The following is a 24,441-nucleotide window of genomic DNA, read 5'->3' as shown; positions in this document are numbered from 1 at the left end:
CCTCAGACATCGCTGACGGCTCGCCGGACCACTGCGGCGTGGACGAGTGCCGCCAGCACACCGCAGGTCAACGTCACAACGGCGATCAGCATCGCGGCATCTTGAAATGAGCGAAGGTCGGCCATCCAGCCGGCAAGCGGGCCACCTGCCACCGTGCCGGCACTGAAGGCGAGGTTGTAGGCGGCCGCGGCCGTCCCGGGCCGCTGGGCTCCCCCCGCCGACTCCATGGCATCGGCAAGGGCGGGCATGATCGTCGCGATCATCGCCCCGAGGCCGGCCCCCAGCAAGACCAACGCGGCCGCTTGGACGCCCACCGCCGACGGCACACCCATGACGGCCAAGGCGACACCGAGGGTGACCCAGCCCGCCGCCAGGACCGGCGCCCGGCGCCCGGCGTCTGATAGTCGGCCGGCGTACTGCGAGGTGACGATGAAGGCCACCGTGGTCAGCGCGAACAGCAACCCAACGGTTACCCCCGAGGCGTCGAAGCGGGCGACCAGGTCGATCGGCAGTGTTGCCTCGACGGCGCCCAGCGCGAGCCCCACCGCCAGGCCCGCCACCAGCCACGGGACCGCCAGGCCCGGAAACGCCCGCTCACCGGACCACATGGCCGGCCCCGACGCCTGGCCGCCCGGTGCCTGCGGTAGCGACGCGGCCAGGGCGGCCACCGCCAGCGCGGACAACCCGGCCGCGCCTAGAAAGGGCGCGTGGGGTCCGCTGGCTTCATAGGCCAGGCCGCCCAACGCGGGTCCGAGAAGCGCGCCCAGCGCGGTACCGATGCTCGCCAGCCCCACCGCGCGACCGCGCTGCTCACGCGGGAATATCTCGACCAGGGTCGCGTAGCCCGCCACCCAGGTTGCCGCCGCCGCACCACCCTGCAGTACCCGGCAGGTCACGAGTCCGACGGGGCTGCTGGCGTAACCGAACGCGAGCGTCGCCAGCATCAGGATGATGGCCCCGGACAGGAACACCGACCTGCTTCCGCGACGATCGATCAGCCATCCGGCCACGGGGGTCAGGACGAAATACGCCAACCCGTAGCACGCGAAGACCACACCCACACCCAAGAACTCGAGCCCGGCGGGTTGGGCCAACCTCGGTAGTACCGGCACGACGATGCCGTACACCAGCATGTCGATGAAGAACGTGAAGCCGACGGCGGCTAGGACCACCCGCCGCGAGGAGTCGGTCATCGTCGCGGTGACCGGCTCAATCCGCCCGATCTGGTGGCACCACCCGGAACTTCGCGACTGCTGCCCCCGGCCTTCCGGCCCGGAAAGTGTCGGGCACCCGACCCGTGGTCGAGGCGAAGCCGCTTTTGAGCCGACCCGCTCGCTGTAGCGGTGACGCTTCTTTGATAACCGAGCAAGGAGCGTCACCACCATAAGAGAATATTGTCGTGGAGCGTCGGCATGGAAGTGGGGTTATCACCGAAAAGGATGCCCGAATGATGGGACAACGACCCGATCCGGAAATCCATTTCGTAAGCACTCCGTAAATTGCGTGTGACGCCATACCGCCGTCAGCCCAAATATCGGCACCACTCACCGGCCGGCAGCTGTCCGAGCATCTCCCCGAGCATCGATGAGCTGTCCTGGCCAGCAAGCCGCCGCAGCTTGTTGGACAGTCCCAGCTCGGTGGGGTGATGCCGGATTTCGGACATACCGCATACCCGTATGTGGGTGCGGCCAAAGGTCTCGGGCAGGCATGGGCGCGACTATCGCGCCCAGCATCGGCGGACGCCGCGGCCAAACGATCGACGTGGCCACGGCGGAGTCGTACGGTGTACATGCGCCGCAGTGATCACCACGGCTGACGGAGAACTGAAGGAGGACCATGACGCCCCCATCCAGCGAATCCTCGGCCGCAGGCAGGCGCCATCACGTCGTCATCATCGGAAGCGGATTCGGCGGACTGAGCGCGGCCAGGGCGCTCAAGCGGGCCGACGTCGACATCACCCTCATCTCGAAGACGACCACTCATCTGTTCCAGCCGCTGCTGTATCAAGTGGCCACCGGGATCTTGTCCGAAGGTGACATCGCCCCGACCACGCGGCTGATCCTGCGCAGGCAAAAAAACGTGCGGGTCTTGCTGGGTGAGGTCATGAGCATCGACCTGAACGCGCAGACGGTCACCTCGAAGTTGATGGACATGACGACCGTGTCGCCCTATGACAGCCTCATCGTGGCGGCCGGCGCGCAGCAGTCCTACTTCGGCAATGACGATTTCGCCATCTTCGCCCCCGGCATGAAAACCATCGATGACGCGCTGGAGCTGCGCGGCCGCATCCTCGGCGCGTTCGAAGCCGCCGAAGTCGCCACCGATCACGACGAGCGCGAGCGGCGCCTGACCTTCGTCGTGGTCGGGGCCGGGCCCACCGGTGTCGAACTCGCCGGAGAGATCGTGCAACTCGCCGAGCGCACCCTGGCCGGGGCATTTCGGACCATTACCCCCAGCGAATGCCGCGTCATCCTGCTGGATGCCGCGCCAGTGGTGTTGCCGCCCATGGGCCCGAAGTTGGGCCTCAAGGCGCAGAAAAAGCTGGAAAAGATGGACGTCGAAATTCAGCTCAACGCGATGGTGACCGCCGTCGACTACAAAGGCATCACCGTCAAGGACAAGGACGGAACCGAGCGCCGCATCGACTGTGCGTGCAAGGTGTGGGCGGCGGGGGTGCAGGCCAGTCCGCTGGGCAAGATGATCGCCGAGCAGTCCGATGGAACCGAGACGGACCGCGCCGGACGCGTGATCGTGGAACCCGACCTCACCGTCAAGGGGCACCCGCACGTCTTCGTGATCGGCGACTTGATGTCGGTACCCGGCGTACCCGGGATGGCCCAGGGCGCGATCCAGGGAGCGCACTACGCCACCAAGACCATCAAGCAAGCGGTGAAAGGTCACGACGACCCGGCCAACCGCAAGCCATTCCAGTATTTCAACAAGGGCAGCATGGCACTTATCTCCCACTACAGTGCCGTCGCCAAAGTCGGCAAGGTGGAGTTCGCCGGCTTCATCGCCTGGCTGGCATGGCTGTTCCTGCATCTGCTGTACCTGGTGGGCCACCGCAATCGCGTCGCCGCCGCGTTCTCTTGGGGGCTGGCCTTTTTGGGCCGCACTCGCGGTCAGATGGCGATCACCAGCCAGATGGTCTACGCCAGATTGGCGATGCGCTATCTTCAGGCGCGGGCCGAAGAAGACGCGCTGTCGGCGGCCGAACACGCCGAACAGGCCGAGCAACGGGCGACCGGTTGATGCGGCGAAATTCGCCCTAGCACAACGGCTTTAGCGGGTGCATCCGCGTTGCCACTAGCCGAGTGCCTGATCAATATCGGCGATCAAATCCTCGGCGCCCTCCAGCCCGACCGAAATGCGCACCACTGCGTCACCGAGCCCGATCGCGGCGCGGCCCTCCGGGCCCATCGCCCGGTGCGTCGTGGTTGCCGGGTGGGTGATCAACGATTTGGTGTCGCCGAGGTTATTGGAGATGTCAATCAATCTCAGCTTGTCGAGCACTTCGAAAGCGCGCCGCTTGGCCGCACTTTCCGGGGCGTCGAGTGCAAACGTCACCACGGTTCCGCCGCCAGACATCTGACGCTTGGCCAGGTCGTACTGCGGATGTGAGGGCAGATACGGATACCGCACCCATCGCACCGCGGGGTGGCCCTGCAGAAACTCGGCGATGCGCAGCGCCGAGGAATTACTATGCTGAACCCGAACCGCAAGCGTCTCAAGACCTTTGAGCAGAATCCAGGCGTTGAAAGCGCTGAGCGCCGGACCGGTGTGGCGCATCAGCTTCTGCACCGGCCCGTCGATGTAGGCCTGGTCGCCAAGAATGGCACCGCCCAGCACCCTGCCCTGACCGTCGATGTGCTTGGTACCCGAGTACACCACCACATCGACCCCGAGCGGAATTCCCTGCTGCAGCAGCGGAGTAGCAAAAACGTTGTCCAGCACAACTTTTGCGCCCGCGGCATGCGCCAACTCGGTCACCGCGGCGATATCGACCAGCGATTGCATCGGGTTGGACGGCGTTTCGAAGAACACCGCCTCGGTGGGCACCGATAACGCTTGCTCCCACTGCTCGAGGTCGTCACCGTCAACGAACACCGTTTCCACGCCCCAGCGCGGCAGGATCTCGTTGCACACCACAAAGCACGACCCGAACAGACTGCGAGACGCCACCAGCCGGTCGCCCGCACCCAGCAGCGCACCCAGCGCGGTGAATACCGCTGCCATGCCGCTGGCGGTGGCGAACACGGCCGGAGCTGCTTCGATCAGCCGAAGGCGTTCTTCGAACATGGCCACGGTCGGATTGCCGTAGCGCGAGTACAAAAAGTGGTCGAGTTCGCCGGCGAACGACTGCTCGGCCATCGCGGCCGACTCGTATACGTAGCCCGAGGTCAGATACAGCGCTTCGGCGGTCTCGTCGAATCCAGACCGCAACATGCCCCCGCGCACGCCGATGGTGGCCTGGCTGACGCCATCGGGCAACTTCCGGGGATTCTTGGGCTGCTCGGCCTCTGGCACCGATCGATCGTCGGTCACCCGCGCAGTCCTGCGACACAAGCCGTCGTCGGCATCGCCAGCATCGGCAGCGCCCCCACGTGCTTGTCGACGCAGGTCATCGCGGCTTCATCCCTGCCGCCAGGGCAAGCCGACCGCCCGCCAGCCCACCACACCTCGATGCCCCTGGGCGTCAAGGTGTCCTTCGAACCCGTCCAGCACGTTGTAGGCCGGCGTGATCCCCGCCGCGGTCGCGGCTGCTGCGGCGCCGATCGAGCGGGCGCCGGAACGACACAGGAAAACGACGGGCCGCTCCCCCTCCGCGGTGGAACCCGCTGCCGCGACGGCATCCTGCAGTTCGGTGAGGAAGTCCGCGTTGGGCCTACCGTCGAGAGTGCTCCATTGGATGTAGATCGCGTCCCGGCCAAGGCTCGACAGGTCCGGTACGCCGACGAAATGCCACTCGGCGGTGGTGCGCACGTCGACCAGCACCGCCGCAGCGTTGTCGCGCAGCATCGTCCAGGCCTCGAGCGGCGTGATATCTCCCGCGTAGCTCACCCGCGTGAGTCTCGCACATTCAGCCGGTCCACGACCTCGCGGGCGCGATCGCGAGCGACAGCGACATCGGGTGCGGTGGCCAGTGCAACGCCGAGGCCGGAGGAACGGGCACGCGGACGCCCGAACACCCGGACATCACTTTCGGGCACGGCGAGCGCCGCGGCCAGCGCATCGGCGCCCAATACCGGATCGACGGTCGCCACACCGATCAACCGAGCGGCACCGGGTGACACCATCAACGTGTCCACCGCAAAGCCCAAAATCGCCCTTGCTTGCAACTCGAATACAGAAAGACGCTGGCTACGCAGGGTAACCCATGCGGCATCTCCCGGGAATGGTTGGACGTCGGCAAAGTAGACCTCGTCGCCGTTGACCATTAACTCGACACCGAAAACCCCACATCCCCCCAGCGCCTTGACGATGCGGGCGGCGATCGACTTCGCCGCATCGAGCGCGGCCACACTCACCTTCTGCGGCTGCCAGGATTCCTGGTCACCACCGTCGGCAGCGTGGCCGATGGGTGCACAGAAGTCGATGCGCGGACCTTGCGGCCCCTGGCTGCACACCGCGATCAAAGTGACCAAAAACTCGACCTCGACCTGGGTCTCGACCCACACCCGGGGTGGGGCTCCCGCAGGCCCGCCCGCGACGGCCCGCTTCCAGGCGGCCTCCACTTCGTCGGGCCCACGGACCAAAGACCGCCGCGGACCGTCAGCGCCGGCTACCGGTTTGACGAGCAGCGGGTAACCCACGTGTGCGGCGACCGCCTCGAGCTCACCAAGGGATCCGACGAACCAGAACGGCGCGGTGGGCAGGCCGAGCTGGTCGGCGGCCAGCTTGCGCAAGGCCTCACGATCGCCGGCAAGCCGGACACACCGGGCGCTGGGCGCAAGCCCGATTGACCCACCTTCGGAGGGCGCGCGGTCAGCCAGGGTGTCGAGGGCAGCGGCGCTGACGGCGTCGGTGAGCGTCACCACAAAATCCGGCCGTAGCCGCGTGAAGACCACCTTCAGCTCGTCGGCATCGGGCATCGCCACCACCAGCGCCTGATCGGCGACGCGGTGCGCGGGCGCATCGGCGTCTGCGTCAACGGCGATCACCTCGGCTCCAAGGTCCTGCAGCGCGATCGCCAGCTCGCGGCCCTGCGCGCCACCTCCCAAGAGCACGACCCGAGGCCTGACATGGGCGTCGGCTTCGGCCGGCGGCGCCGTCACAACGGGCGGAACCGCCATGGTGGTCGTCTTGTCGCCCTCGGGACCGTTGTCGTCGCGTTCAGTCGCCGGGCGTTGATGCTTGCCGATGGCCTCGTCGTGTCCTTCGGTCAAGCCGTCAGTCACCAGCTCACCCTCTCGCTCGGAATTTCATCCCTGCCGCTCAAGGATAGGGGCGCGAGATGGAGCAGCGAACGGCGCTAGGACTCCCCTACCAGAGGGCTCTATAAGAGAACGCCGCTTCCGTGCTCATTTCTTGACAAATTGTGTAACTCTGCAAACAACTCGCTGTGTAACTTGGCCATAAGGAGGTGGGGGCGAGTGAGCGACGAGCGATGGTCCGAGGTACCCGAAATCTGACCGCCGCAGGCGCGGCCTGAACCGGTCAGCGCGGTCCGATCCGATTCAGCGGCAACGGGGGCCTTCGCGGTCCCGCCTAATCCGTCGAGGAGAAGTCGATGTCTTTCCTGACGACGCAGCCTGAGACGCTGGCCGTGGCCAACGTCGCTCGGGTCGTCGCTGACACGGCTTCCCACGCCCAAGACACCGTCGCCGGCGCCGCCGCGGCCAGCCGGGGAGGTAGGCCGCAATGACCATGGGGATGGACTTCGGGGCGCTGCCCCCGGAGATCAATTCCGCCCGGATGTATGCCGGTCCGGGCTCGGCTCCGCTGGTGCAGGCGGCCCGGGCCTGGGGGCGGTTGGCAAACGAACTGAACGCCACAGCCGCCTCGTATTCCTCGGTGATCGCCGGGCTTGCCGCCGCTGACTGGCAAGGCCCCTCGGCACTGTCGATGGCGGCCGCGGCGGCCCCCTATGTGGCGTGGATGCGGTCCACCGCCGCGCAGGCCGAGCAGGCCGCGGCCCAAGCCATCAGCGCCGCCAACGCCTACGAGTCCGCGCACGCGGCGATCGTTCCTCCTGGCCAGATCGCGGCCAATCGCAGCACCATGCTTTCGTTGGTGCGGAGCAACATTTTCGGGCAGAACACCCCGGCGATCGCAACCAGCGAAGCCGACTACAGCGAGATGTGGGCCCAGGACATCGTCGCGATGGACGGCTACGCTGGCACCTCGGCGGCCGCGACGGACTTAGCGCCATTCACCTCGCCACCTGCAACAACGACGGGGACCCAAGCGCTCAGCGCGGCCACGGTGCCAGCGGCCGCCGCCGCTGCCGCACCGGCGGAAACCAGCATTTTGCCCCTCCTTCAGTCGTTTCTGCCCGCCCCGTTCAACGCCATACCGAACCCGTTCGAGGACCTCGACCTGCTGGTCCTCGCAGCCGTGGTGGTCTCCCTGGGCGCCCTGGGCGTCTCCGCGATTCAGCTGGGCGAGGTGTACCGCCACGACGTCGTCGACGAAGACGAGAACGCCCCGGTCTGTGGCGGGGAGTACGACGAGCTACCGGCGGCGGGCCTGAGCAACCCTGATCGAGACACCATCACCACTCCGGGCGGGCAACGGCTGGCGAGCCCGCCGTCGCCGCCGATCGCTGCACTTTCGGGCTACTCGGCCAACATCGGCGGACTCTCGGTACCACCGGCCTGGAATCTTCCTCCGGCGGTGCGGCAGGTGGCGGCGATGTTCCCCGGCGCAACCCCGATGTATTTGACCGGCGGGTCCGATGGCCAATACACCGGTATCGCGGCGGCGGGGATAGCCGGGGCCAGCCTGGCCGGTTTTGCCGCCCGGGGCAGCGGCTCGGCCCCCACCCCAACCACCGGAGCCCCATCAGCCGGCGGCGGCGGGGCCGCGGCGGCCGCCAGACCGGCCGCGAACACCCCATCGGTTCCGGCCGCCGCAGCCGCGGCAAACATTCCGGGGTTGCCCTCTGGTCTACCGCCGGGGGTGGTCGCCAACCTGGCGGCCACCCTGGCGGCAATTCCCGGAGCGACCATCATCGTGGTTCCGCCCGATCCGAACGCCGCCCAATAACCCCACCGCAATGGCTGGCGATCGCCCGAGCTGCTGCACACCCGCCTGCAACTCGGTTGCCGGCCTCTAGATAGTTTGTCAATTACGGTTGCCTACTCCAACGACTGCCGTTACCATGCATAGTCGGGTGCGCATGTATGCATGCGTAACCGTCCCTATAAAATAGCTTCGCTATGCATTTATGTGCCCGAGGCATGGTTGGCGGACATTGATTCAGGTCGTCGGAGCCAGCCGAGTGCACGGTCTAGCGTGCGAACGACCGCGTCCAATGGACCGCAGCGTGGAGATTCGAAGGAGTACCGAAGTACCAATGCCCCGAAAAAGCGCAACGTTTCGCAAAGTACCCACCCAGGATCGGTCGAAAGATACCGTCAAACGGATCCTCGACGCGGCCAGAATGCTTCTCGAAGAACGCGGCTACGACGGCACGTCCACGAATCGCATCGCTGCAGCGGCAGGCATTAGTCCGGGCTCGCTGTATCAGTACTTCGCCAACAAGGACGCCATCTTGCACGCGGTGGTAGCCGAATACACCCAGCAGCTGCTGGACCAAGTCACGGGGAACCTGGCCTCGTTAGTCCGGTCCGAACACGATGTTCCGCTGTCCGCCGCCATTGAGGCGCAGGTCGATGCCATGCTGGAACGGCCTCAGATTCTCCGGGTGATCTCCGGTCAGTTGCCCGGACGCACCAGCGCGGACGTGCTCAGGCCCCTCAGAGAACTGATGACGGCGACCATCAAGGGATACGCGATTGCGCCGCCGGACCAATCCATCGACATGGACGTGGATGCCGCGACATGGATCATCGTGCAGCTTCTTGGCTCGATAATTCGCTACGTCGTCGAAGAACCACCCATCGCCAAGGATGTATTCGTCGCCGAGATGACCCGATTCGTGCTGAGCAGTCCCGTCGCCTGGCGCTGCTCGGCACGTCCCGCAGCAGTTCCGACTGCCTAACCGCCCGTAACCGATTGCGTCACGCAAGCTTTCAACGTCAAGGGAAGTCTGAAGGCGCGCACTGGCGTATGGGCGGCCGGGCGGCCGAGTTCGCCAATCCGACCATGAACAGCGCGGCGCTCAGGCCCAACAGCGCCACCGATGCTGGCAGCATTATCGACTGTGACATAGCGGCCGCGAACGGCTCCCACAAGATCTGGGGCAGTTGGCAATGCGGTCCAAGAAGGCCCATCCCAACATCAAGTCAGACGCGATGTTTCCCGCCAGGGCCCCGTACCCTCATCCACGCCTCTGGGGCCGAAGCACTCTTACACGACTTCCAGGTGGCCGCGCCGATGCTGCCCGAGGCGACGTACAGCCTGCGCCAGATCGGCGAGTACATCCGCCAGGCGACGGGCTAGGGCTGGTCCGGTAGCAGTCGCACCATCAGACCGTTGGCTTCGGCCAACAACACCTCGTCGGCGTCGACCAGTTCCGCGGCCACGAACGCCTTGCGGCCCTCGATGCGGGTGACCCGCCCACCCACCAGCAACGGGGTATCGATCGGGGTGATCTTGCGGTAGTCGACGTGCAGGAAGGCGGTTCGGCTAATGGGCCGCGCCGCCGCGTGCGAGATCATGCCGAACATGTGGTCAAACAACAGCGGCAGCACGCCACCGTGCACCGCCGAGTTGCCGCCGACATGGAATCGGCTGAATGATCCCCGCATTTCCACACCGTCGGGGGCGTAGCGGGTCAATGTCCACGGCGGCAGCAGCAGGCTGCCCATGCCGGGCAGATCGGGTGTTCGCCCGGCGGGCCCTTGTCCCTCATCGGCCTGGAACGGGCCGAGCAGGCTTGCCAGTGCGTCGGCCTGCTCGGCGGCTTGGTCCCACACGCCGTCACCGGGATCGGCAGACACGGCCAGATCCTGCAATCGGCGCATCGCTGCCACGAATCGGCCAAAGCCAGGACCGGGGCTGGCGGGTCCGTACTCCGGGAACCCGCCGTGATGCTCGTATTCGGGATCGACTTCTTCCCCGGACCCTTCCGATCCGAGCGAAGAATAATGGGTCACGCGCGTTCCTGCAGGATGTCCCGTCGAACGATGGTCTGGTCCCGTCCGGGACCGACACCGATGCACGAAACCGGCGCTCCGGCAATCTCTTCGAGCCGCAGCACATAGTCGCGGGCCTTGGCCGGCAGGTCGTCGAATTCCCGTGCCGCCGAGATGTCCTCCCACCAGCCCGGTAGCTCCTCGTAGACCGGTTTGGCACGGCACAGATCGCTTTGGGTCATCGGCATCTCACTGGTGCGTTTGCCGTCGATCTCATATCCGACGCACACCGGCACCGTTTCCAGGCTGGAGAGCACGTCGAGTTTGGTCAAGAAGTAGTCGGTGATGCCGTTGACCCGGGTGGCGTAGCGCGCGATGACGGCGTCGAACCAGCCACAGCGGCGGCGCCGGCCGGTGGTGACGCCGAATTCGCCACCGGTCTTGGACAGGTATTCGCCGCTCTCGTCGAACAGCTCGGTGGGGAACGGGCCGGAGCCCACCCGGGTGGTGTACGCCTTGAGAATCCCCAGCACCGTGCGAATCCGGGTGGGTCCGATGCCGGAACCAACGGCAGCCCCGCCGGCTGTCGGATTGGAAGACGTCACGTACGGGTAGGTGCCGTGGTCGACGTCGAGCAGGGTGCCCTGGGAACCTTCCAGCAACACCGTCTCGCCGGCCTCCAGCGCGTTGTTGAGCAGCAAGCGAGCGTCGGCGATGCGATGGCGGAAACCCTCGGCCTGCTCCAATAGCGACTCGACCACCTGGTCCGGATCCAGCGCCTTGCGGTTGTAGATCTTGACCAGCACCTGGTTCTTGAATTCGAGGGCCGCCTCGACCTTGTGCGCGAGTTGGTCGGTGTCGAGCACGTCAGCCACCCGAATGCCCATTCGGGCGACCTTGTCCTGGTAGCACGGGCCGATACCGCGACCGGTGGTCCCGATCTTCTTGCTACCCATGTAGCGCTCGGTCACCTTGTCGATGGCCACGTGGTAGGGCATCAGCAGATGCGCGTCCGCGGAGATCAACAGCTTGGAGGTGTCGACCCCGCGATCTTCCAGCCCTTTCAGCTCGCTGAGCAGGACCCCTGGGTCTATCACGACTCCGTTGCCGATCACGTTGGTGACCCCCGGCGTCAGCACGCCGGACGGAATGAGGTGCAACGCGAAGTTCTCGCCGGAGGGCAAGACCACGGTGTGCCCGGCGTTGTTACCGCCCTGGTAGCGCACCACCCACTGCACCCGTCCACCGAGTAGATCGGTGGCTTTACCTTTGCCCTCGTCGCCCCACTGGGCTCCGATGAGGACGATTGCCGGCATGACGCGCTCCCTGGTCTCACGGGTTAAGCCCGCTTATTGTGTTCCAGCCGGTGACCTACCCTACCCAGGAGGTCAGGAGGAGCTTCAAGAATGGGCAGCAATATGGGGGTGAAATCGGCCGCGAACACGCCAAGCATGGCGGTACTGGTGTTCGATGGTCAAGCCGTGCCCGCCCCACTGACCGGCCTGCCGACCCATCAAGTCGGCGATTCCGCGTCCATCGACGCCGCGCTGGCCGCCTACCCACGGCTCGCTGTGATCGGCGGTGATGCCGACCTGGCCGCGGTGCTGACCCGGCTACTGCGGACCGACCGACTCGACATCGAGGTGGCCTACGTGCCGCGCCGGCGCACCACAGCGACCCGGGTGTACCGGTTGGCCGCGGGACGCCGCGGCGCATGGCGCGCCCGGCGCGGCAGCGCGGGGCGGGTGCCGCTGATTCGCGACGAAACCGCGACGGTGATCGTCGGGCGCGCCCGCTGGCTACCCGCCGATGACCAGCAGACGATCCACGGCGAGGCGGTCGTCGACGACAACACGCTGTTCGACGGCGACATTGCCGGTGTCTACATCCAGCCGACGCTGGAGCTTCCCGGCCTGCGGGCCGCCCGGCACGACCGCAGACCATGGCGACGCTGGATTGGCGGACGCGCCGCCCAGCTGGGCACCAGCGGCGCCCGAGTGATCCGCGACGGTATCCCGGCACCCCGGGCCGTGCGGCGCTCCACGTTCTACCGCAACGTCGAAGGCTGGCTGCTGGTCCGGTAGCTTTCGACCGGTGAGCGAAATGGGCCTGCACGAGTCGGTGCGACCCAGCCCGATCTTTCTGGGCCTGGTCGGGCTGACGACAGTTGGAGCGGCGCTGGCCTGGCTGGCGGGATCCAGCGTCCGTCCCTTGGCGTATGCCGGGGTGTTCGTCTTCGTCATCGCCGGCTGGCTGGTCTCGCTATGCCTGCACGAGTTCGGGCATGCGTTCACCGCCTGGCGATTCGGCGATCACGACGTCGCGGTGCGCGGTTACCTGACCCTGGACCCGCGGCGCTACAGCCACCCCGCGCTGTCGCTGCTGTTGCCGATGGTTTTCATCGCGTTGGGCGGAATCGGACTACCGGGTGCCGCGGTGTACGTGCGGACGTGGTTCATGACGCCGACCCGACGCACCTTGGTCAGTCTGGCGGGGCCGGCCGCCAACGTGGTGCTGGCGGTGTTGCTGCTTACCGCAACCAGATTGTTCTATGACCAGGACCACTGGGTGTTGTGGGCCGGAGCGGCGTTCCTGGGTTTTCTGCAGATCATGGCGGTGGTGCTGAACCTGCTGCCGATCCCCGGTCTGGACGGCTACGACGCATTGGAGCCCCATCTGAGCCCACAGACTCAGCGCGCGCTGGCACCCGCCAAGCAATTTGGCATCTTCATCCTGCTGTTCTTGCTCTTGGCGCCGGTGCTCAACCAGTGGCTGTTCGAGTTTGTCGGCTGGGTCTTCGACTTTTCCGGGGTACCCCACCTACTGGCGATGGTCGGCAACTCGCTGACCCGCTTCTGGAGTCAGTGGATCTGACCACGGTTGCAATATATGCATAAATACGCATATATTGCTCTGCCATGGGCGCTGGACACAATCACACCCCCGTTACGGCCTACGCCTCACGGATGATTCCCCGGATGGTCTGTGCGGCGACGATCCTGGCGATGTTTTTCGTGGTGGAACTGACCACCGCATGGCTGATCAATTCGATCGCGCTGCTCGCCGATGCGGGCCACATGCTCACCGACGTGGTCGCGGTGTTCATGGGACTGGCCGCCGTCATCCTGGGCAGGCGGGGCAGCTCGTCGCCAAACCGCACCTACGGCTGGCATCGCGCCGAGGTGTTCACCGCGGTCGCCAACGCGGCGCTGCTCATCGGGGTCGCGCTGTTCATCGTCTATGAAGCGATCGATCGCCTGCGCGAGGCGCCCTCGGTGCCCGGCCTGCCGATGATCGTGGTGGCACTCGCCGGCCTGTCCGCCAACATCGTGGTTGCGCTGCTGCTGCGTTCGCACGCCGACAGCAGCCTGGCGGTCAAGGGCGCCTACATGGAAGTCGTCGCCGACACCGTCGGCAGCCTCGGCGTGCTGGCCGCGGGCGTGGTTACCGTCACGACCAGCTGGCCTTACGCGGACGTTGTGGTCGCCGTGCTGGTCGCGCTGTGGGTGGCGCCGCGGGCGGTCTCGTTGGCCCGCGCCGCGCTACGAATCCTTTCCGAATCCTCGCCGAGACATATCGACGTCGACGAGCTTCGTTCGGCGCTGCGCGCCGTGGACGGCGTGACCGAGGTGCACGACCTGCACGTGTGGACGCTGGCCCCCGGCAAGGACATGGCTACCGCCCACCTGACCAGCAGCGCGGACTCCGCGCGGGTGCTGCACGACGCGCGCGCCGTGCTCTCCGACCGTGGGCTGCACCATGCCACGGTCCAGATCGAGCACACCGCGGGCATCCAGGAATGTCCCGATAGCTGTTCGGACGCGGTGCCCGCGATCGGCTGAGCCAAGCGGCCCGCTTCGGCCACCCTGCCTACCCGACGGCGGGGTCGCGGGCCTGCCGACCGCCGTGCGCCCAGGCGGCCAAATCCGGCGGAGCCAGTGCGGCGACACGCTCCTCGTATCGCTGTTGCTCAGCCCCACAAAGGATCTCCCGCCACTCACCCCGACCCCCCGCCCGAAAGAAGCGCTCGTTGCTACGCCACACACCGTCTGTGGCGTTGGGAGCGAAGTCGAAAGCGCGCTCCCGCATGGCATCCAGCGTGGCGTAGGCGGCCAGCTCCCGGGCGCGAGCACACCCCAGCTCAATACCGAGCACCTCGGCCAGCCGGATCAGCTCACCCACCAAATCCGCTTGATAGTCGGCAAAGTGGAACATGGCGACGTTGGGCAGGTGGCGCCGCTGCCAGAGCGAGCCGAAGTGATGCAGGATGGCGGCCAGGGATCCGATCTCGGTAGGCGGCTGAAACCGCATCTCCGACGACGGCACGGCCGCCGCGTCCATCCAGCTGCGGAACGCCTCAATCCGGTCAGGGGCGCAATCGAAGGTGAGCCGGAAGTCGGCGTCTGACTGAACAAATCGCTGGTGCGGCATCGCCGTCACTTCGGGGGTCCGCAATGCGCTGGCTTCCACGTTGGCCCACTGGAACAGCTCCGATACCGCGGCGTCACGCGGATCGCGGCCCACCCCGATGTAGGTAACCCGATCGTCGAGCACCAGACCATCCAACGGCGTGTGAGTCTTGATGAACCGGCGATGCCGCTGCGCATCCAGGGCCCTCACCACATCCTCGATCGGGCGAATCGTCTGGTCGAGCCACGGTGACACCCTCGACATTGGCGCCGGCAGCTGCGGGCCCTCGAAGACGAGCAGTGAGACCAACCGCTGGGTCCAAGTCACGCCGCATTTCCACGGCGCGGAAATGACGATGTCGCCCTCGCGCAGTTCAAGCGCGTACCAACGCAGGTTGTCGCTCATCAATGAGCGGTACAGGACAGGTCCGGCCATCTAGGGCAACTTCTCTCGATCGTGGCCCCACTCGCCACGAAGCATTTGCACTGACTTGTTGCCGATACCGACGGGATGTGAGCCCAACTTGCCCACATCCCGTCGGATCGGCGTCTCACTGTGCCGGTCAGAAGCCAACTCTCACTCGGTGAGTTCGTTGGCGCTGAACACATAGCACGAGTGGGTGCTCTCTTTCTCGCAGAACAACACTTCGTGGGACATACCCTCACCTCCTGTCGGTGCTCGACGATGCACGTCGGCGCAGCCTATATACAAAAACGTATGGTTGTCCATACGAAATTGTTTGGGCCAGGGCAGTGGAGGCAGCACCCGACGGGCGACGATGCCGCAGGATGGGCCGAGATGGGCTTGCACCCTGAGTGATTCAGTTTCCGTCGGCAACCCGCCGACCGGCCTTAGAGTGGCTTGCGGGCCTCAATGAGTACCCGGGTCGAGTGTGTGACAAACGAGCCTTCGGACTGGATATGGTTGTGCAGCGCCCGCAGCTGATCGTGGTAGCACTCGACGGTGAAGTCCGGCAGAAACCAGATCACCTTTCGCAGAAAATAGATGACGGCCCCGACGTCGAAGAACTCCACCCGAAGCCGCTCGATCCGCATATCGACGATCTCGAGGCCGGCGCCGGTGATTTCCGTGCGCATCCGGTCGGCGTACTGATCGGGCCCGCCGTGCTGTCGCGGCCCGAGGAAATGCTCGCGCAGGCTCCACAATGTCGCAGGCCCGACGTGCTGGGCAAAATACGTGCCACCCGCCTGCAGCACCCGGGCGACCTCTCCCCAGCACAGGTTGGACGGGTGACGGCTGGTCACCAAGTCGAACGCGGCGTCCGTGAACGGCAATGGCGGCTTGTCACCGGTGGCGACCACCACCACACCCAACGGATGCAGCAGCTTGGTGGCCAGAGCCGCGTTGGGCGGCCATGATTCGGTGGCGGCCATGGTGGTCGGGAAGTTGCCCGCGCCGGCTAACACCTCGCCGGCGCCGGTTTCCAGGTCCAAGGCGGCCGTCGCGTTCGCCAGACGCTGACCTAGCAATCGTTGATAGCCCCATGACGGGCGCTCTTCGGTCGCGCGGCCATCCAACCAAGAGAAGTCCCAGCCGGCCACGGGCGCTGACGTAGATTCGGCCACCAGATCGTCGAACGTTCTTGCCACGCCTCACGTTATCAAGGCCTCTCAGGGCTTCGGGGCTCCTTATTGGATGGCGAACCGCACGAAGGGTGCCGCGAAGTGGCTTCGGTGCATGACGCACGGATGCCCGCGAAGCGGCTAGCGTCGCCAGGCTCGGAAGTGTCGGGACAACGCCTGGCCCGGTTCGCAGCCTCGACGGCCGGTGCCAGTTGGCCAGCAAGCCGCCCAGCAAGAAGAGTTGCTCGCCTAGAACCCAAGCACCGAACGGGCCGTCGGGTCGCAATCGTCGAGCAGGTCCAAACACCGCCGGTACTCGTCGGTCTCGCCGATGGAGTCAGCGGCACGCGCCAGAGCGGCCACGCACCGCAGGAAGCCTTGGTTGGATTCGTGCGCGTAGGGCACCGGCCCGAAGCCTTTCCAGCCGTTGCGGCGCAACTTGTCCAGGCCACGGTGATAACCGGTGCGCGCGTACGCGTAGGCGGTGATGACCTTGTCGTCGTCGAGCGCCTCCTCGGCAAGCGCCGCCCAGGCCACCGACGCCGACGGATGGGCGGCGGCGACGGTGGCGGGACTTTCGTCTGCCAGCAACTTCTGCTCAGCCTCACTGTCGGGGGGCAGCAGAATAGGATCGGGCCCCAGAAGATCACCCATCGACGTCATGGGCGTCATTTTGCCAACCGCTCTGGGCGTAGCCAAACTCGCCTGCCTGGCCGCCACTCAAACGGTTCCTAGCTCGGCAATCACCCCAAGCGGGGGTAGGGTCGCTAAGCTCCAACCTACCCACTCAATAGCGGGAGGAAAGCAGCACTCATGCCCAACGCATCCGAGCCCGACCGCGACGGGACCGAAACCAGGGACGCAGCGGCCGGGGAAGAAGGCACCGAGAGCTTTCCCCTGATCCCCGATGACACTGAAACCGAGACTGTGGTCATCTCCAAGGCCGATCCCGTTACCGATCCCGAACCGTCAGGCGCGGACGCGCAACCTGAGCGGCGCTTCACCGCGCCAGGCTTCGACGCCAAGGAGACTCAGGTCATTGCGACCGCACCCGAGCCGGCCACCGAGGTGTTCCAAACCCACCAAGCGCCGCCCGCTGGCCCACCACCGATCGGCATGCCGCCGAAAACTGCGGTGCCGCAATCGATCCCGCCGCGCGATAGCGGCAGACCGGCTGCCCTGAAACAGCGCAACTGGGGCTGGGTACTGGCAATTGTCGTGATCGTGTTGGCGTTGGCGGCGATCGCCATCCTGGGCACCGTCCTACTGACCCGCAACAAGCACCCGAACGTGTCCCAGGAAGACCGGGTGCGCCAAACCATCCAGCACTTCGACGCCGCGGTGCAGACCGGCGATCTAACCGCTCTGCGCAGCATCACCTGCGGCACCACCCGCGACGGCTATGTGGACTACGACGAACGCTCGTGGGACGAAACCTACCGCCGGGTCTCAGCGGCCAAGCAATATCCGGTCATCGCCAGCATCGACCAGGTCGTGGTCAACGGCCAGCACGCCGAGGCCAACATCACCACCTTCATGGCCTACGACCCGCAGGTTCGTTCGACGCGCAGCCTTGATCTGCAGTTCCGCGATGATCAGTGGAAGATCTGCCAGTCACCGAGCAGCTAGTAGCGCACGCCGCAGCTTCCACCGGGCAACAATTCTCCCGCTCGACCCGCCCGCACTTCGCGCAAAATCTGTTGCACTGCAATAACTTTCAAATATGACCGCGGTTAGCACTGGCCCCGGGTCCGCCAGCGCGCATTTTCCAGGTCCAACCATTTGTGGCCAATTCCCGGACTCGATCAAGAACAGATTCGCCGCGGGGGCTTTCGGCGGCGACCGGTTGCGCTGTTCGTCGAGGGAACCACGACTCCCCCGAGACATTCCCCATCCAGCCCCATCCAGCGGGACCCAAGTCGCACCGGCCGCGCCGGGTAAGCTGCGTCCCGCCAGGATTGAGGCAGGCTTCACGACGGTAAAAGGCGCGCAGTGATCCGCTCGCAATGACCTCGACTATTCGTTTACCACCGCCGGGGGTCTACCCTGTGAGTCGCGGCGGCTACTGCATATTCGGATGTCTCCACAAACACCGAAGAATGCCGCGGTCACCGCCCCCCATCAGTGCAGACATGCCAGAACACGCGAACCACGGTTGCGGAACAATTGGCCCATTCGTTACCTGTAGTTTCGGGCTAGTTCCGGCCCGCACCACCCGTTCGTCAAATTGACGGAGTAGCTCGGTTTCCAGCGTGGGAGATCGACTGCTGCCGAAATGCGCCGACATGCATTCTGTGGCAGGGTGTTGGCGAATTGCCTGCTCCTGCGGGGATTTCGACCCGATTCGCTGTTCCAGGAGAGGCAGGTGAGTTTCACGTGAGCATCCACTACCCGACCGTCGAGCAATCGACTATTGATATCCGACAAGTCGTCGGCATCGGGACGCCCAAAGCCGTCGATTTGTGGCTCGATGTGGTCACCGACGCGCCGGATCGCGTCCGTGAACTTGCCTCCTTGTCCAAAGCCGAATTGGCCAAGCTCGGTGACCTGCTCGACACCACCAGCGGCGTTGAGTTGTTCGAATCGGTTGACGACATGCTGGCTGCCGAGGCGCTGCAAGCGATGGACTCGGCGGTGGCGGCCAGCCTGCTGGATGCGCTGGACTCCGATCACGCCGCCAACATTCTGCGCGAGTTCAAGACCGCCAAGCGCGATGCCCTGCTGGCCTCGCTGCCGCTGAAGCGCGCGGTTGTCCTGCGTGGCCTGCTGAGCTGGCCCGAGGACTCCGCCGCGGCGCACATGGTGCCCGAAACGCTGACCGTTGGCGCCAACATGACTGTGCTGGATGCCATCGCTACCGTGCGCGAGCACGCCGCAGGATTGCGCAGCGACTCCCGGACCACCGCCTACGTCTACGTGATCGACGCCGACTCGCATCTGTTGGGCGTCGTCGCCTTTCGGGCCCTGGTTCTGGCCGACCCCGAGCGCCTGGTATCCGAATTGATGACCGAGGATCTCATCGTCGTCTCACCGCTGACCGACAAGGAATTGGCGGCACAGACGCTGATGACCCACAACCTCATGGCGGTCCCCGTCGTCGATGGGGAAAATCGCCTGCTGGGCATCATCGCCGAGGACGAAGCCCTCGACATCACTCAGGAGGAAGCGACCGAAGACGCCGAGCGTCAGGGCGGGTCGGCCCCGCTGGAGGTGCCGTATCTGCGTGCGTCGCCATGGCTGCTGTGGCGCAAGCGCGTGGTGTGGCTACTCGTGCTCTTTGTCGCCGAGGCCTACACCGGCAGCGTGTTGCGGGCGTTCTCCGACGAGATGGAGGCGGTGATCGCGCTCGCCTTCTTCATCCCGTTGCTGATCGGCACCGGCGGCAACACCGGCACCCAGATCGCAACCACGCTGGTGCGCGCGATGGCCACCGGTCAGGTCAGGTTCCGCGATGTCCCCGCGGTGCTGGTCAAGGAACTGTCCACGGGGGCACTGGTCGGCTTCACCATGGCGGTGGCCGCGGTGATCCGCGCTTGGACGCTGAACGTGGGCCCGCAGGTCACGGTGACGGTGGCCGTCACGGTGGCCGCCATCGTGGTGTGGTCATCGCTGGTGGCGGCGATCCTGCCGCCGCTGCTCAAGAAGTTGCGCATCGACCCCGCGATCGTTTCGGGGCCGCTGATCGCCACCATCGTCGACGGCACGGGGCTGATCATCTACTTCATGATCGCGCACCTGACCCTGACGCAGCTGCAGGGCCTCTGACCGGCTCCGCTCAGCCGGCTCCGGCTCAATTCGCCGACTTCGCTCGCCGGCCAGCCGGCTCCGCTCAGCCGGCCAGCCGGCTCCGCTCAGCCGGCTAGCGACTTCCCAGCGCAGTGCAAGTCGTTGCAGGCCTCGATCACCCGTTCGGTCATCCCGGCCTCGGCCTTCTTGAGGTAGCTGCGCGGGTCGTAGACCTTCTTGTTGCCGACCTCGCCGTCTACCTTGAGAACGCCGTCGTAGTTGGTGAACATGTGCCCGACGATCGGTCGGCTGAACGCGTACTGGGTGTCGGTGTCGACATTCATCTTCACCACGCCGTACCGAAGTGCCTCCTCGATCTCGGACTTCAGGGAGCCCGAGCCGCCGTGGAAGACGAAGTCGAACGGCTTGGCGCTGTCGGGCAGCCCGAGCTTGGCGGCGGCCACCTTTTGCCCCTGGTCGAGAATGTCGGGGCGCAGTTTGACGTTGCCCGGCTTGTAGACGCCGTGCACGTTGCCGAAGGTCGCGGCCAGCAGGTAGGTGCCCTGCTCACCGGCGCCCAGCGCGTCAACTGTCTTCTCGAAGTCCTCGGGTGTGGTGTAGAGCTTCTCGTTGATCTCGGCCTCGACGCCGTCCTCTTCGCCGCCCACCACGCCGATTTCGATCTCGAGAATGATCTTGGCGGCCACGGCCGCCTTGAGTAGCTCCTGGGCGATGACCAGGTTCTCATCGATCGGGACCGCCGAACCGTCCCACATGTGCGACTGGAACAACGGATCTTTTCCGGCCGACACCCGTTCGGCTGAGATCGCCAGCAGCGGCCGTACGTAGGTGTCGAGCTTGTCCTTGGGGCAGTGGTCGGTGTGCAGCGCCACGTTGATCGGGTACTTGGCCGCGACGATGTGAGTGAATTCGGCCAGCGCCACGGCACCGGTCACCATGTTCTTGATACCTAGGCCGGAACCGAACTCCGCACCACCGGTGGAGAACTGGATGATCCCGTCACTGCCGGCGTCGGCGAAGCCTTTGAGCGCGGCGTTGACTGTCTCCGAAGATGTGCAGTTGATGGCCGGGAAGGCGTACGAATTCTCTTTGGCACGTCCCAGCATCTCGGCATAGACCTCGGGCGTTGCGATGGGCATGAAAGACTCCTCCTGAAGGCTGGGTGTACCCAGTATTGCAAGACCGGGGAATGTGTCCACTCCGGTGGGCCACCTGTTCAAGCCGGTATGTTGAGACACCATGAACACCGCCGAGATGGCCTTGCCGGACATCCTCGACCCGATGTATTGGCTGGGCGCCGACGGAATTTTCGGGTCCGCCGTGCTTCCCGGCATATTGCTCATCGTCTTTATCGAGACCGGTTTGCTGTTTCCGCTGCTGCCGGGCGAATCGCTGCTGTTTACCGGGGGTCTGCTGGCCGCCAGTGCGCATCCACCGGTCACGATCGGTGTGCTCGCCCCGGCCGTGGCTGTGGTGGCGGTCCTGGGCGACCAGACCGCATATTTCATCGGGCGCCGGATCGGACCCGCGCTGTTCAAGAAGGAAGATTCGCGGTTCTTCAAGAAGCACTATGTGACCGAATCGCACGCCTTCTTCGAGAAGTACGGGCCCTGGACCGTCATCCTGGCCCGCTTCGTGCCGTTCGCGCGAACCTTCGTGCCGGTGATCGCCGGCGTGTCCTACATGCGCTATCCGGTGTTTCTGGCATTCGACATCGTCGGCGGGATCAGCTGGGGTGCCGGAGTCACGCTGGCCGGCTACTTTCTGGGCAATGTGCCATTTGTGCACCACAACCTGGAAAAGATCATCCTGGGCATTCTGATCGTGTCCCTGATCCCGGCCATGACTGCGGCCTGGCGGGGCTACCGGTCGCGGCGGCGCTCCCCCAACAACGAGTCCGACTCCTCCGACCCGGTAGTGCTACCCGAGTGAGCTGACCGCCGCGACACTGTGGGCCGCCTCCATCAGCATCCAGCCCGACAGTTGCACCGACAGGTCTCGCTCGGCGATCTCCGAGCCCTGCACCGCGCCCTCGACAAACTGTGCCTGCTGCCCCTCTGCGGTGGGCAACTCGGCGTCGCGGTCCCAAAACGCCCCGAACACCGGCAGCCCGTCCGCTGTTTGCCGGCAATCCCACGCTGATTTCGCCGACGCGAGGACTATCGCGCGGGCGGTGTCGCGCGCTTGCGCGTCGTCGGCGGAATCACCCGGCAGGGTGGTGGCCACCAGAGCCAGATACCGGGCGGTGATTCCCGCGAAGAGTCCGCCGTCTCCGCCGCCCGCCCCCTTCAACACGCCTGCGGAAGCCATGTGTTCGGCAACAGCGGCGACCAGTCGATGGACGCGAGGCGCGTGCCGATCGTTTCCGGTCCGCGCCGCCAGCTCCGTCTCCAAACCGAGCACCACCCCCTGGCAATAGGTGTACTGAGCGCGGACCAGCGACCCGCCCTTGATGCCGTCGAAGACCAGGTGCGTCTCCGGGTCGATCAGCGTGCGGTCGATCCAGTCACCCATCTGCTCGGCGCGAGCAAGCCGGTCGTCATAGCGGGCCAGAAATATCCCCGCCGGACCATTGGCAGGAGCATTGAAGAACTGGTCCTGCTTGCGCCACGGGATGCCGCCACCGTCCTCGGGCACCCAGGCTTTGACGAACTGGTCGGCGAGCTTGGGCAGCGCGCGGCGCCGCTGCACACCTGCTATCCGCGCCGCCCGTTCCAGTGCCAGCGCCAGCCAGGCCATGTCGTCGTAATAGCTGTTGGTCCAGGAGAAATTGTTGCGCAACCGGTGTGAGCGGACCTGCCGATTGATCCTGCTGCGCCGCTCGGCCTGCGGGTCGCGCAACTCCGCGTCGATCAGGCAGTCCAGCAGATGCGCCTGCCACCAGTAATGCCAAGTGCCGAACATGCGATCTTTGCGTTCCGACGGCCATGACACCACGCCCAACTGGGTTCCGGGTAGCCCCCACAGCCGCTTTAAGTGACGCCCGGTGATGGCGGCTTCAGAACTCGCGGCCCGGTTCGCCCATAGCTGGTCCATAGCCCCCGATCCTGCCTCAGACATTCCGGGCCCACGCCGCCAGTGCGGCACCAGCCGGCTTGGCATCCAAGAACCAGAGTCGCAGACGTGGACGCTCGTCAATCACCAGCGGCCACTACGGACCCACCCACCGGCGATGACTCGGAGGTGCGCTCGCCGACCAGAAACCAGGTGTGCAGCATCCCCTTGCCCTTCACCGCCACGGTGCCGCGCTCCTCGAAGACAAAACGCTCCCTGAGGCGCTCGTACACATCCTGCGGAACCTGAATGCGTCCCGGGAAACCCGTGGACTCCATGCGGGCAGCGACGTTGACGGGATCGCCCCAGACGTCATAGAAGAACCGGCTGGTGCCGACCACGCCGGCCACCACCGGACCGGCCGCCAGGCCGATCCGGATCGATACCGTCTCACCGGTGTGATCGGTAAGGTGACCCACCGAATCCGAGAGGCTGAGCGCAAACCGGGCCAGCGCCTCCAGGTGGTCCGACTTGGGCTGCGGCACACCGCTCACCACGATGTAGCAGTCTCCGGAGGTCTTGACCTTCTCGAGCCCGTGGCGCTCGACCAGGTCGTCGCATTCGCCATAGAAGCGGTTCAGAAACTTCACCAGCTCCTCCGCAGTGGCGCGACTGGCGCGTTCGGTGTAGCCGGCAATATCGGCGAACAGTATCGAGACGTCGTCGTAGTTGTCGGCGATGATCTTGGTCGCCGGGTCCTTGAGCCGGGCCGCCACACTCGCCGGCAAGATGTTGGTGAGCAACGACTCCGCACGTTCGTACTCGAGCTCGATGGCCTCCTTGGCCCGCTCAATCTCATTGAGCGCGTACCAGATCGTCGCCATGACTACCACCGATGCCGAAATCGTGGTGACCGCAAAGCCCGCATCGGTGGCCCAGACCGGCATCTTTCTGGCATGGAACGGGGCCACGACTCGCGCCGCGATGTTGATCACGACCCCGAAGGTCACCACCGCCGCCGCCAACATGAGGTGATCGATGCCCAGCACGAGCGCCGCAACCAACACCGACATCAGGAAGTAGAACGCGATCCCGACGTGCGAGTCGATCATCCAGCTGACCACGACCAGTGACACGTTGGCGGCAATCACCAACGCCAGCGCCGGAACCAGCTCGCCGAGCCGGTATAGCAGCGGTATCACCGCAAACACCACGGCCATTACGGCGTTGAGCGAGACCACGTACCACTGACTGGTGGCCAGCACCTCGATCACCGCGAAACTCGCGCTGACCACCGAAGCGGTGCACGCAACGATGGCAACGACGCGACGACGCCTGGTCAGGCTATCGGCGTATTGGCGGTCGCGATCGACAATCGCCGACTTCAGCCACAGCAACGGCCCGCTAAACGACCAACCGGCCGGCTCCGCTGTCAGCTCCGTGGATTCGACATCGACGTGAGCCACACCGGAAGCCTATCGGAAAAGGCCCCGAATTAACCGGCT

The 24,441-nt window shown here is 65.5% G+C and carries 23 protein-coding genes and 1 pseudogene; 11 read left to right on the top strand and 13 right to left on the bottom strand.

Annotated elements, in window-relative coordinates; translation table 11 throughout:
* Positions 1-2: 2 nt before the first annotated feature.
* Together CCUG20998_RS03210 and CCUG20998_RS27760 are read right to left on the bottom strand one after the other, a co-directional pair.
* Positions 3-1,193: an MFS transporter gene (locus CCUG20998_RS03210; RefSeq protein WP_103653978.1), complete on the bottom strand. Its 1,191-nt coding sequence runs from the start codon at positions 1,191-1,193 to the stop codon at positions 3-5.
* A gap of 329 nt (positions 1,194-1,522) precedes the next feature.
* Positions 1,523-1,663 carry a hypothetical protein gene (locus CCUG20998_RS27760; RefSeq protein ID WP_020731670.1) on the bottom strand — a complete coding sequence of 47 codons (141 nt, stop codon included), beginning with the start codon at positions 1,661-1,663 and terminating at the stop codon, positions 1,523-1,525.
* A 173-nt stretch (positions 1,664-1,836) separates the two neighbouring features.
* Between CCUG20998_RS27760 and CCUG20998_RS03205 the strand changes: the two genes are divergently transcribed.
* Positions 1,837-3,252, top strand: a complete 1,416-nt coding sequence (locus CCUG20998_RS03205) for an NAD(P)/FAD-dependent oxidoreductase (RefSeq protein ID WP_020731669.1) — start codon at positions 1,837-1,839, stop codon at positions 3,250-3,252.
* 54 nt (positions 3,253-3,306) lie between these two features.
* Here CCUG20998_RS03205 and CCUG20998_RS03200 read toward each other — a convergent pair whose 3' ends face one another.
* From CCUG20998_RS03200 to purT, 3 genes are all read right to left on the bottom strand, one after another.
* Positions 3,307-4,527, bottom strand: a complete 1,221-nt coding sequence (locus tag CCUG20998_RS03200) for an O-succinylhomoserine sulfhydrylase (protein ID WP_172607256.1) — start codon at positions 4,525-4,527, stop codon at positions 3,307-3,309.
* A gap of 105 nt (positions 4,528-4,632) precedes the next feature.
* Complete coding sequence (locus CCUG20998_RS03195; RefSeq protein WP_020731667.1) at positions 4,633-5,061, bottom strand: rhodanese-like domain-containing protein; 429 nt, start codon at positions 5,059-5,061, stop codon at positions 4,633-4,635.
* Entirely contained in the window at positions 5,058-6,398 is a 1,341-nt protein-coding gene (gene purT / locus CCUG20998_RS03190; RefSeq protein WP_020731666.1) for a formate-dependent phosphoribosylglycinamide formyltransferase, read from the bottom strand. The genes CCUG20998_RS03195 and purT overlap by 4 nt, the downstream gene beginning before the upstream one ends.
* A 332-nt stretch (positions 6,399-6,730) precedes the next feature.
* On the opposite strand from purT, the gene CCUG20998_RS28875 reads away from it, so the two are divergent.
* The 4 genes and pseudogenes from CCUG20998_RS28875 to CCUG20998_RS29145 all read left to right on the top strand — a co-directional run.
* Positions 6,731-6,865 carry a hypothetical protein gene (locus CCUG20998_RS28875; protein ID WP_020731665.1) on the top strand — a complete coding sequence of 45 codons (135 nt, stop codon included), beginning with the start codon at positions 6,731-6,733 and terminating at the stop codon, positions 6,863-6,865.
* An 8-nt stretch (positions 6,866-6,873) separates the two neighbouring features.
* Positions 6,874-8,208 (top strand): PPE family protein, encoded by a 1,335-nt coding sequence (locus tag CCUG20998_RS03185; RefSeq protein WP_181005690.1) that lies wholly within the window; start codon positions 6,874-6,876, stop codon positions 8,206-8,208.
* Positions 8,209-8,518: 310 nt separating this feature from the next.
* Positions 8,519-9,166, top strand: coding sequence for a TetR/AcrR family transcriptional regulator (locus tag CCUG20998_RS03180; protein WP_020731663.1), 648 nt, complete (start codon positions 8,519-8,521; stop codon positions 9,164-9,166).
* 202 nt (positions 9,167-9,368) lie between these two features.
* Positions 9,369-9,567, top strand: a pseudogene (locus CCUG20998_RS29145) (esterase); the annotation flags it as partial.
* On the opposite strand, the gene CCUG20998_RS03170 reads toward CCUG20998_RS29145, so the two are convergent.
* Together CCUG20998_RS03170 and CCUG20998_RS03165 are read right to left on the bottom strand one after the other, a co-directional pair.
* Positions 9,564-10,223 carry a PaaI family thioesterase gene (locus CCUG20998_RS03170; RefSeq protein ID WP_038578741.1) on the bottom strand — a complete coding sequence of 220 codons (660 nt, stop codon included), beginning with the start codon at positions 10,221-10,223 and terminating at the stop codon, positions 9,564-9,566. The pseudogene CCUG20998_RS29145 and the gene CCUG20998_RS03170 sit on opposite strands and share 4 nt — an antisense overlap.
* Entirely contained in the window at positions 10,220-11,518 is a 1,299-nt protein-coding gene (locus CCUG20998_RS03165; RefSeq protein ID WP_012392636.1) for an adenylosuccinate synthase, read from the bottom strand. The genes CCUG20998_RS03170 and CCUG20998_RS03165 overlap by 4 nt, the downstream gene beginning before the upstream one ends.
* A 90-nt stretch (positions 11,519-11,608) precedes the next feature.
* Here CCUG20998_RS03165 and CCUG20998_RS03160 point away from each other — a divergent pair, with 90 nt between their 5' ends.
* The 3 genes from CCUG20998_RS03160 to CCUG20998_RS03150 are packed head-to-tail and all read left to right on the top strand — an operon-like array spanning position 11,609 to position 14,044.
* Positions 11,609-12,286 (top strand): hypothetical protein, encoded by a 678-nt coding sequence (locus CCUG20998_RS03160; protein ID WP_020731660.1) that lies wholly within the window; start codon positions 11,609-11,611, stop codon positions 12,284-12,286.
* 10 nt (positions 12,287-12,296) lie between these two features.
* A complete protein-coding gene (locus CCUG20998_RS03155; RefSeq protein WP_099052611.1) occupies positions 12,297-13,076 on the top strand; it encodes a site-2 protease family protein in 780 nt (259 codons plus the stop codon).
* A 44-nt stretch (positions 13,077-13,120) separates the two neighbouring features.
* The gene (locus CCUG20998_RS03150) at positions 13,121-14,044 is read left to right on the top strand and encodes a cation diffusion facilitator family transporter (RefSeq protein ID WP_036457007.1); all 924 of its coding nucleotides are present in this window, start codon (positions 13,121-13,123) and stop codon (positions 14,042-14,044) included.
* A 28-nt stretch (positions 14,045-14,072) separates the two neighbouring features.
* Here CCUG20998_RS03150 and CCUG20998_RS03145 read toward each other — a convergent pair whose 3' ends face one another.
* The 3 genes from CCUG20998_RS03145 to CCUG20998_RS03135 form a co-directional block, all read right to left on the bottom strand.
* Positions 14,073-15,047 (bottom strand): sulfotransferase domain-containing protein, encoded by a 975-nt coding sequence (locus tag CCUG20998_RS03145; protein ID WP_020731658.1) that lies wholly within the window; start codon positions 15,045-15,047, stop codon positions 14,073-14,075.
* 416 nt (positions 15,048-15,463) lie between these two features.
* On the bottom strand, positions 15,464-16,222 hold the full coding sequence (locus CCUG20998_RS03140; RefSeq protein ID WP_020731657.1) for a methyltransferase domain-containing protein: 759 nt from the start codon (positions 16,220-16,222) through the stop codon (positions 15,464-15,466).
* 222 nt (positions 16,223-16,444) lie between these two features.
* Positions 16,445-16,858: a DUF3151 domain-containing protein gene (locus CCUG20998_RS03135; RefSeq protein WP_036427538.1), complete on the bottom strand. Its 414-nt coding sequence runs from the start codon at positions 16,856-16,858 to the stop codon at positions 16,445-16,447.
* Positions 16,859-17,008: 150 nt separating this feature from the next.
* Here CCUG20998_RS03135 and CCUG20998_RS03130 point away from each other — a divergent pair, with 150 nt between their 5' ends.
* Together CCUG20998_RS03130 and mgtE are read left to right on the top strand one after the other, a co-directional pair.
* On the top strand, positions 17,009-17,824 hold the full coding sequence (locus tag CCUG20998_RS03130; RefSeq protein WP_020731656.1) for an Rv0361 family membrane protein: 816 nt from the start codon (positions 17,009-17,011) through the stop codon (positions 17,822-17,824).
* 753 nt (positions 17,825-18,577) lie between these two features.
* Complete coding sequence (mgtE, locus tag CCUG20998_RS03125; RefSeq protein ID WP_036427540.1) at positions 18,578-19,960, top strand: magnesium transporter; 1,383 nt, start codon at positions 18,578-18,580, stop codon at positions 19,958-19,960.
* Positions 19,961-20,046: 86 nt separating this feature from the next.
* On the opposite strand, the gene fbaA is transcribed toward mgtE, so the two are convergent.
* Entirely contained in the window at positions 20,047-21,081 is a 1,035-nt protein-coding gene (gene fbaA / locus CCUG20998_RS03120; RefSeq protein ID WP_012392628.1) for a class II fructose-bisphosphate aldolase, read from the bottom strand.
* A gap of 100 nt (positions 21,082-21,181) precedes the next feature.
* Between fbaA and CCUG20998_RS03115 the strand changes: the two genes are divergently transcribed.
* Positions 21,182-21,874, top strand: a complete 693-nt coding sequence (locus CCUG20998_RS03115; protein ID WP_012392627.1) for a DedA family protein — start codon at positions 21,182-21,184, stop codon at positions 21,872-21,874.
* Here CCUG20998_RS03115 and CCUG20998_RS03110 read toward each other — a convergent pair.
* Together CCUG20998_RS03110 and CCUG20998_RS03105 are read right to left on the bottom strand one after the other, a co-directional pair.
* Complete coding sequence (locus tag CCUG20998_RS03110; RefSeq protein WP_020731655.1) at positions 21,863-22,978, bottom strand: glycoside hydrolase family 76 protein; 1,116 nt, start codon at positions 22,976-22,978, stop codon at positions 21,863-21,865. The genes CCUG20998_RS03115 and CCUG20998_RS03110 overlap by 12 nt on opposite strands.
* A gap of 98 nt (positions 22,979-23,076) precedes the next feature.
* Complete coding sequence (locus tag CCUG20998_RS03105; protein WP_012392625.1) at positions 23,077-24,402, bottom strand: adenylate/guanylate cyclase domain-containing protein; 1,326 nt, start codon at positions 24,400-24,402, stop codon at positions 23,077-23,079.
* Positions 24,403-24,441: the final 39 nt, after the last annotated feature.

The organism is Mycobacterium marinum, assembly GCF_003391395.1.
Taxonomy (GTDB): Bacteria; Actinomycetota; Actinomycetes; order Mycobacteriales; family Mycobacteriaceae; genus Mycobacterium; species Mycobacterium marinum.
Note: the sequence above shows the minus strand (reverse complement) of the source record. Positions and strands in the feature narration are given on the sequence as shown.

Excerpts from the sequence above, each read along its gene's own strand:
- CCUG20998_RS03210 (WP_103653978.1), bottom strand. The coding sequence starts at position 1,193 with ATGACCGACTCCTCGCGGCGGGTGGTCCTAGCCGCCGTCGGCTTCACG.
- CCUG20998_RS27760 (WP_020731670.1), bottom strand. The coding sequence starts at position 1,663 with ATGTCCGAAATCCGGCATCACCCCACCGAGCTGGGACTGTCCAACAAG.
- CCUG20998_RS03205 (WP_020731669.1), top strand. The coding sequence starts at position 1,837 with ATGACGCCCCCATCCAGCGAATCCTCGGCCGCAGGCAGGCGCCATCAC.
- CCUG20998_RS28875 (WP_020731665.1), top strand. The coding sequence starts at position 6,731 with ATGTCTTTCCTGACGACGCAGCCTGAGACGCTGGCCGTGGCCAACGTC.
- CCUG20998_RS03185 (WP_181005690.1), top strand. The coding sequence starts at position 6,874 with ATGGACTTCGGGGCGCTGCCCCCGGAGATCAATTCCGCCCGGATGTAT.
- CCUG20998_RS03180 (WP_020731663.1), top strand. The coding sequence starts at position 8,519 with ATGCCCCGAAAAAGCGCAACGTTTCGCAAAGTACCCACCCAGGATCGG.
- CCUG20998_RS03165 (WP_012392636.1), bottom strand. The coding sequence starts at position 11,518 with ATGCCGGCAATCGTCCTCATCGGAGCCCAGTGGGGCGACGAGGGCAAA.
- CCUG20998_RS03160 (WP_020731660.1), top strand. The coding sequence starts at position 11,609 with ATGGGCAGCAATATGGGGGTGAAATCGGCCGCGAACACGCCAAGCATG.
- CCUG20998_RS03150 (WP_036457007.1), top strand. The coding sequence starts at position 13,121 with ATGGGCGCTGGACACAATCACACCCCCGTTACGGCCTACGCCTCACGG.
- CCUG20998_RS03145 (WP_020731658.1), bottom strand. The coding sequence starts at position 15,047 with ATGGCCGGACCTGTCCTGTACCGCTCATTGATGAGCGACAACCTGCGT.
- CCUG20998_RS03135 (WP_036427538.1), bottom strand. The coding sequence starts at position 16,858 with ATGACGTCGATGGGTGATCTTCTGGGGCCCGATCCTATTCTGCTGCCC.
- CCUG20998_RS03130 (WP_020731656.1), top strand. The coding sequence starts at position 17,009 with ATGCCCAACGCATCCGAGCCCGACCGCGACGGGACCGAAACCAGGGAC.
- fbaA (WP_012392628.1), bottom strand. The coding sequence starts at position 21,081 with ATGCCCATCGCAACGCCCGAGGTCTATGCCGAGATGCTGGGACGTGCC.
- CCUG20998_RS03115 (WP_012392627.1), top strand. The coding sequence starts at position 21,182 with ATGAACACCGCCGAGATGGCCTTGCCGGACATCCTCGACCCGATGTAT.
- CCUG20998_RS03110 (WP_020731655.1), bottom strand. The coding sequence starts at position 22,978 with ATGGACCAGCTATGGGCGAACCGGGCCGCGAGTTCTGAAGCCGCCATC.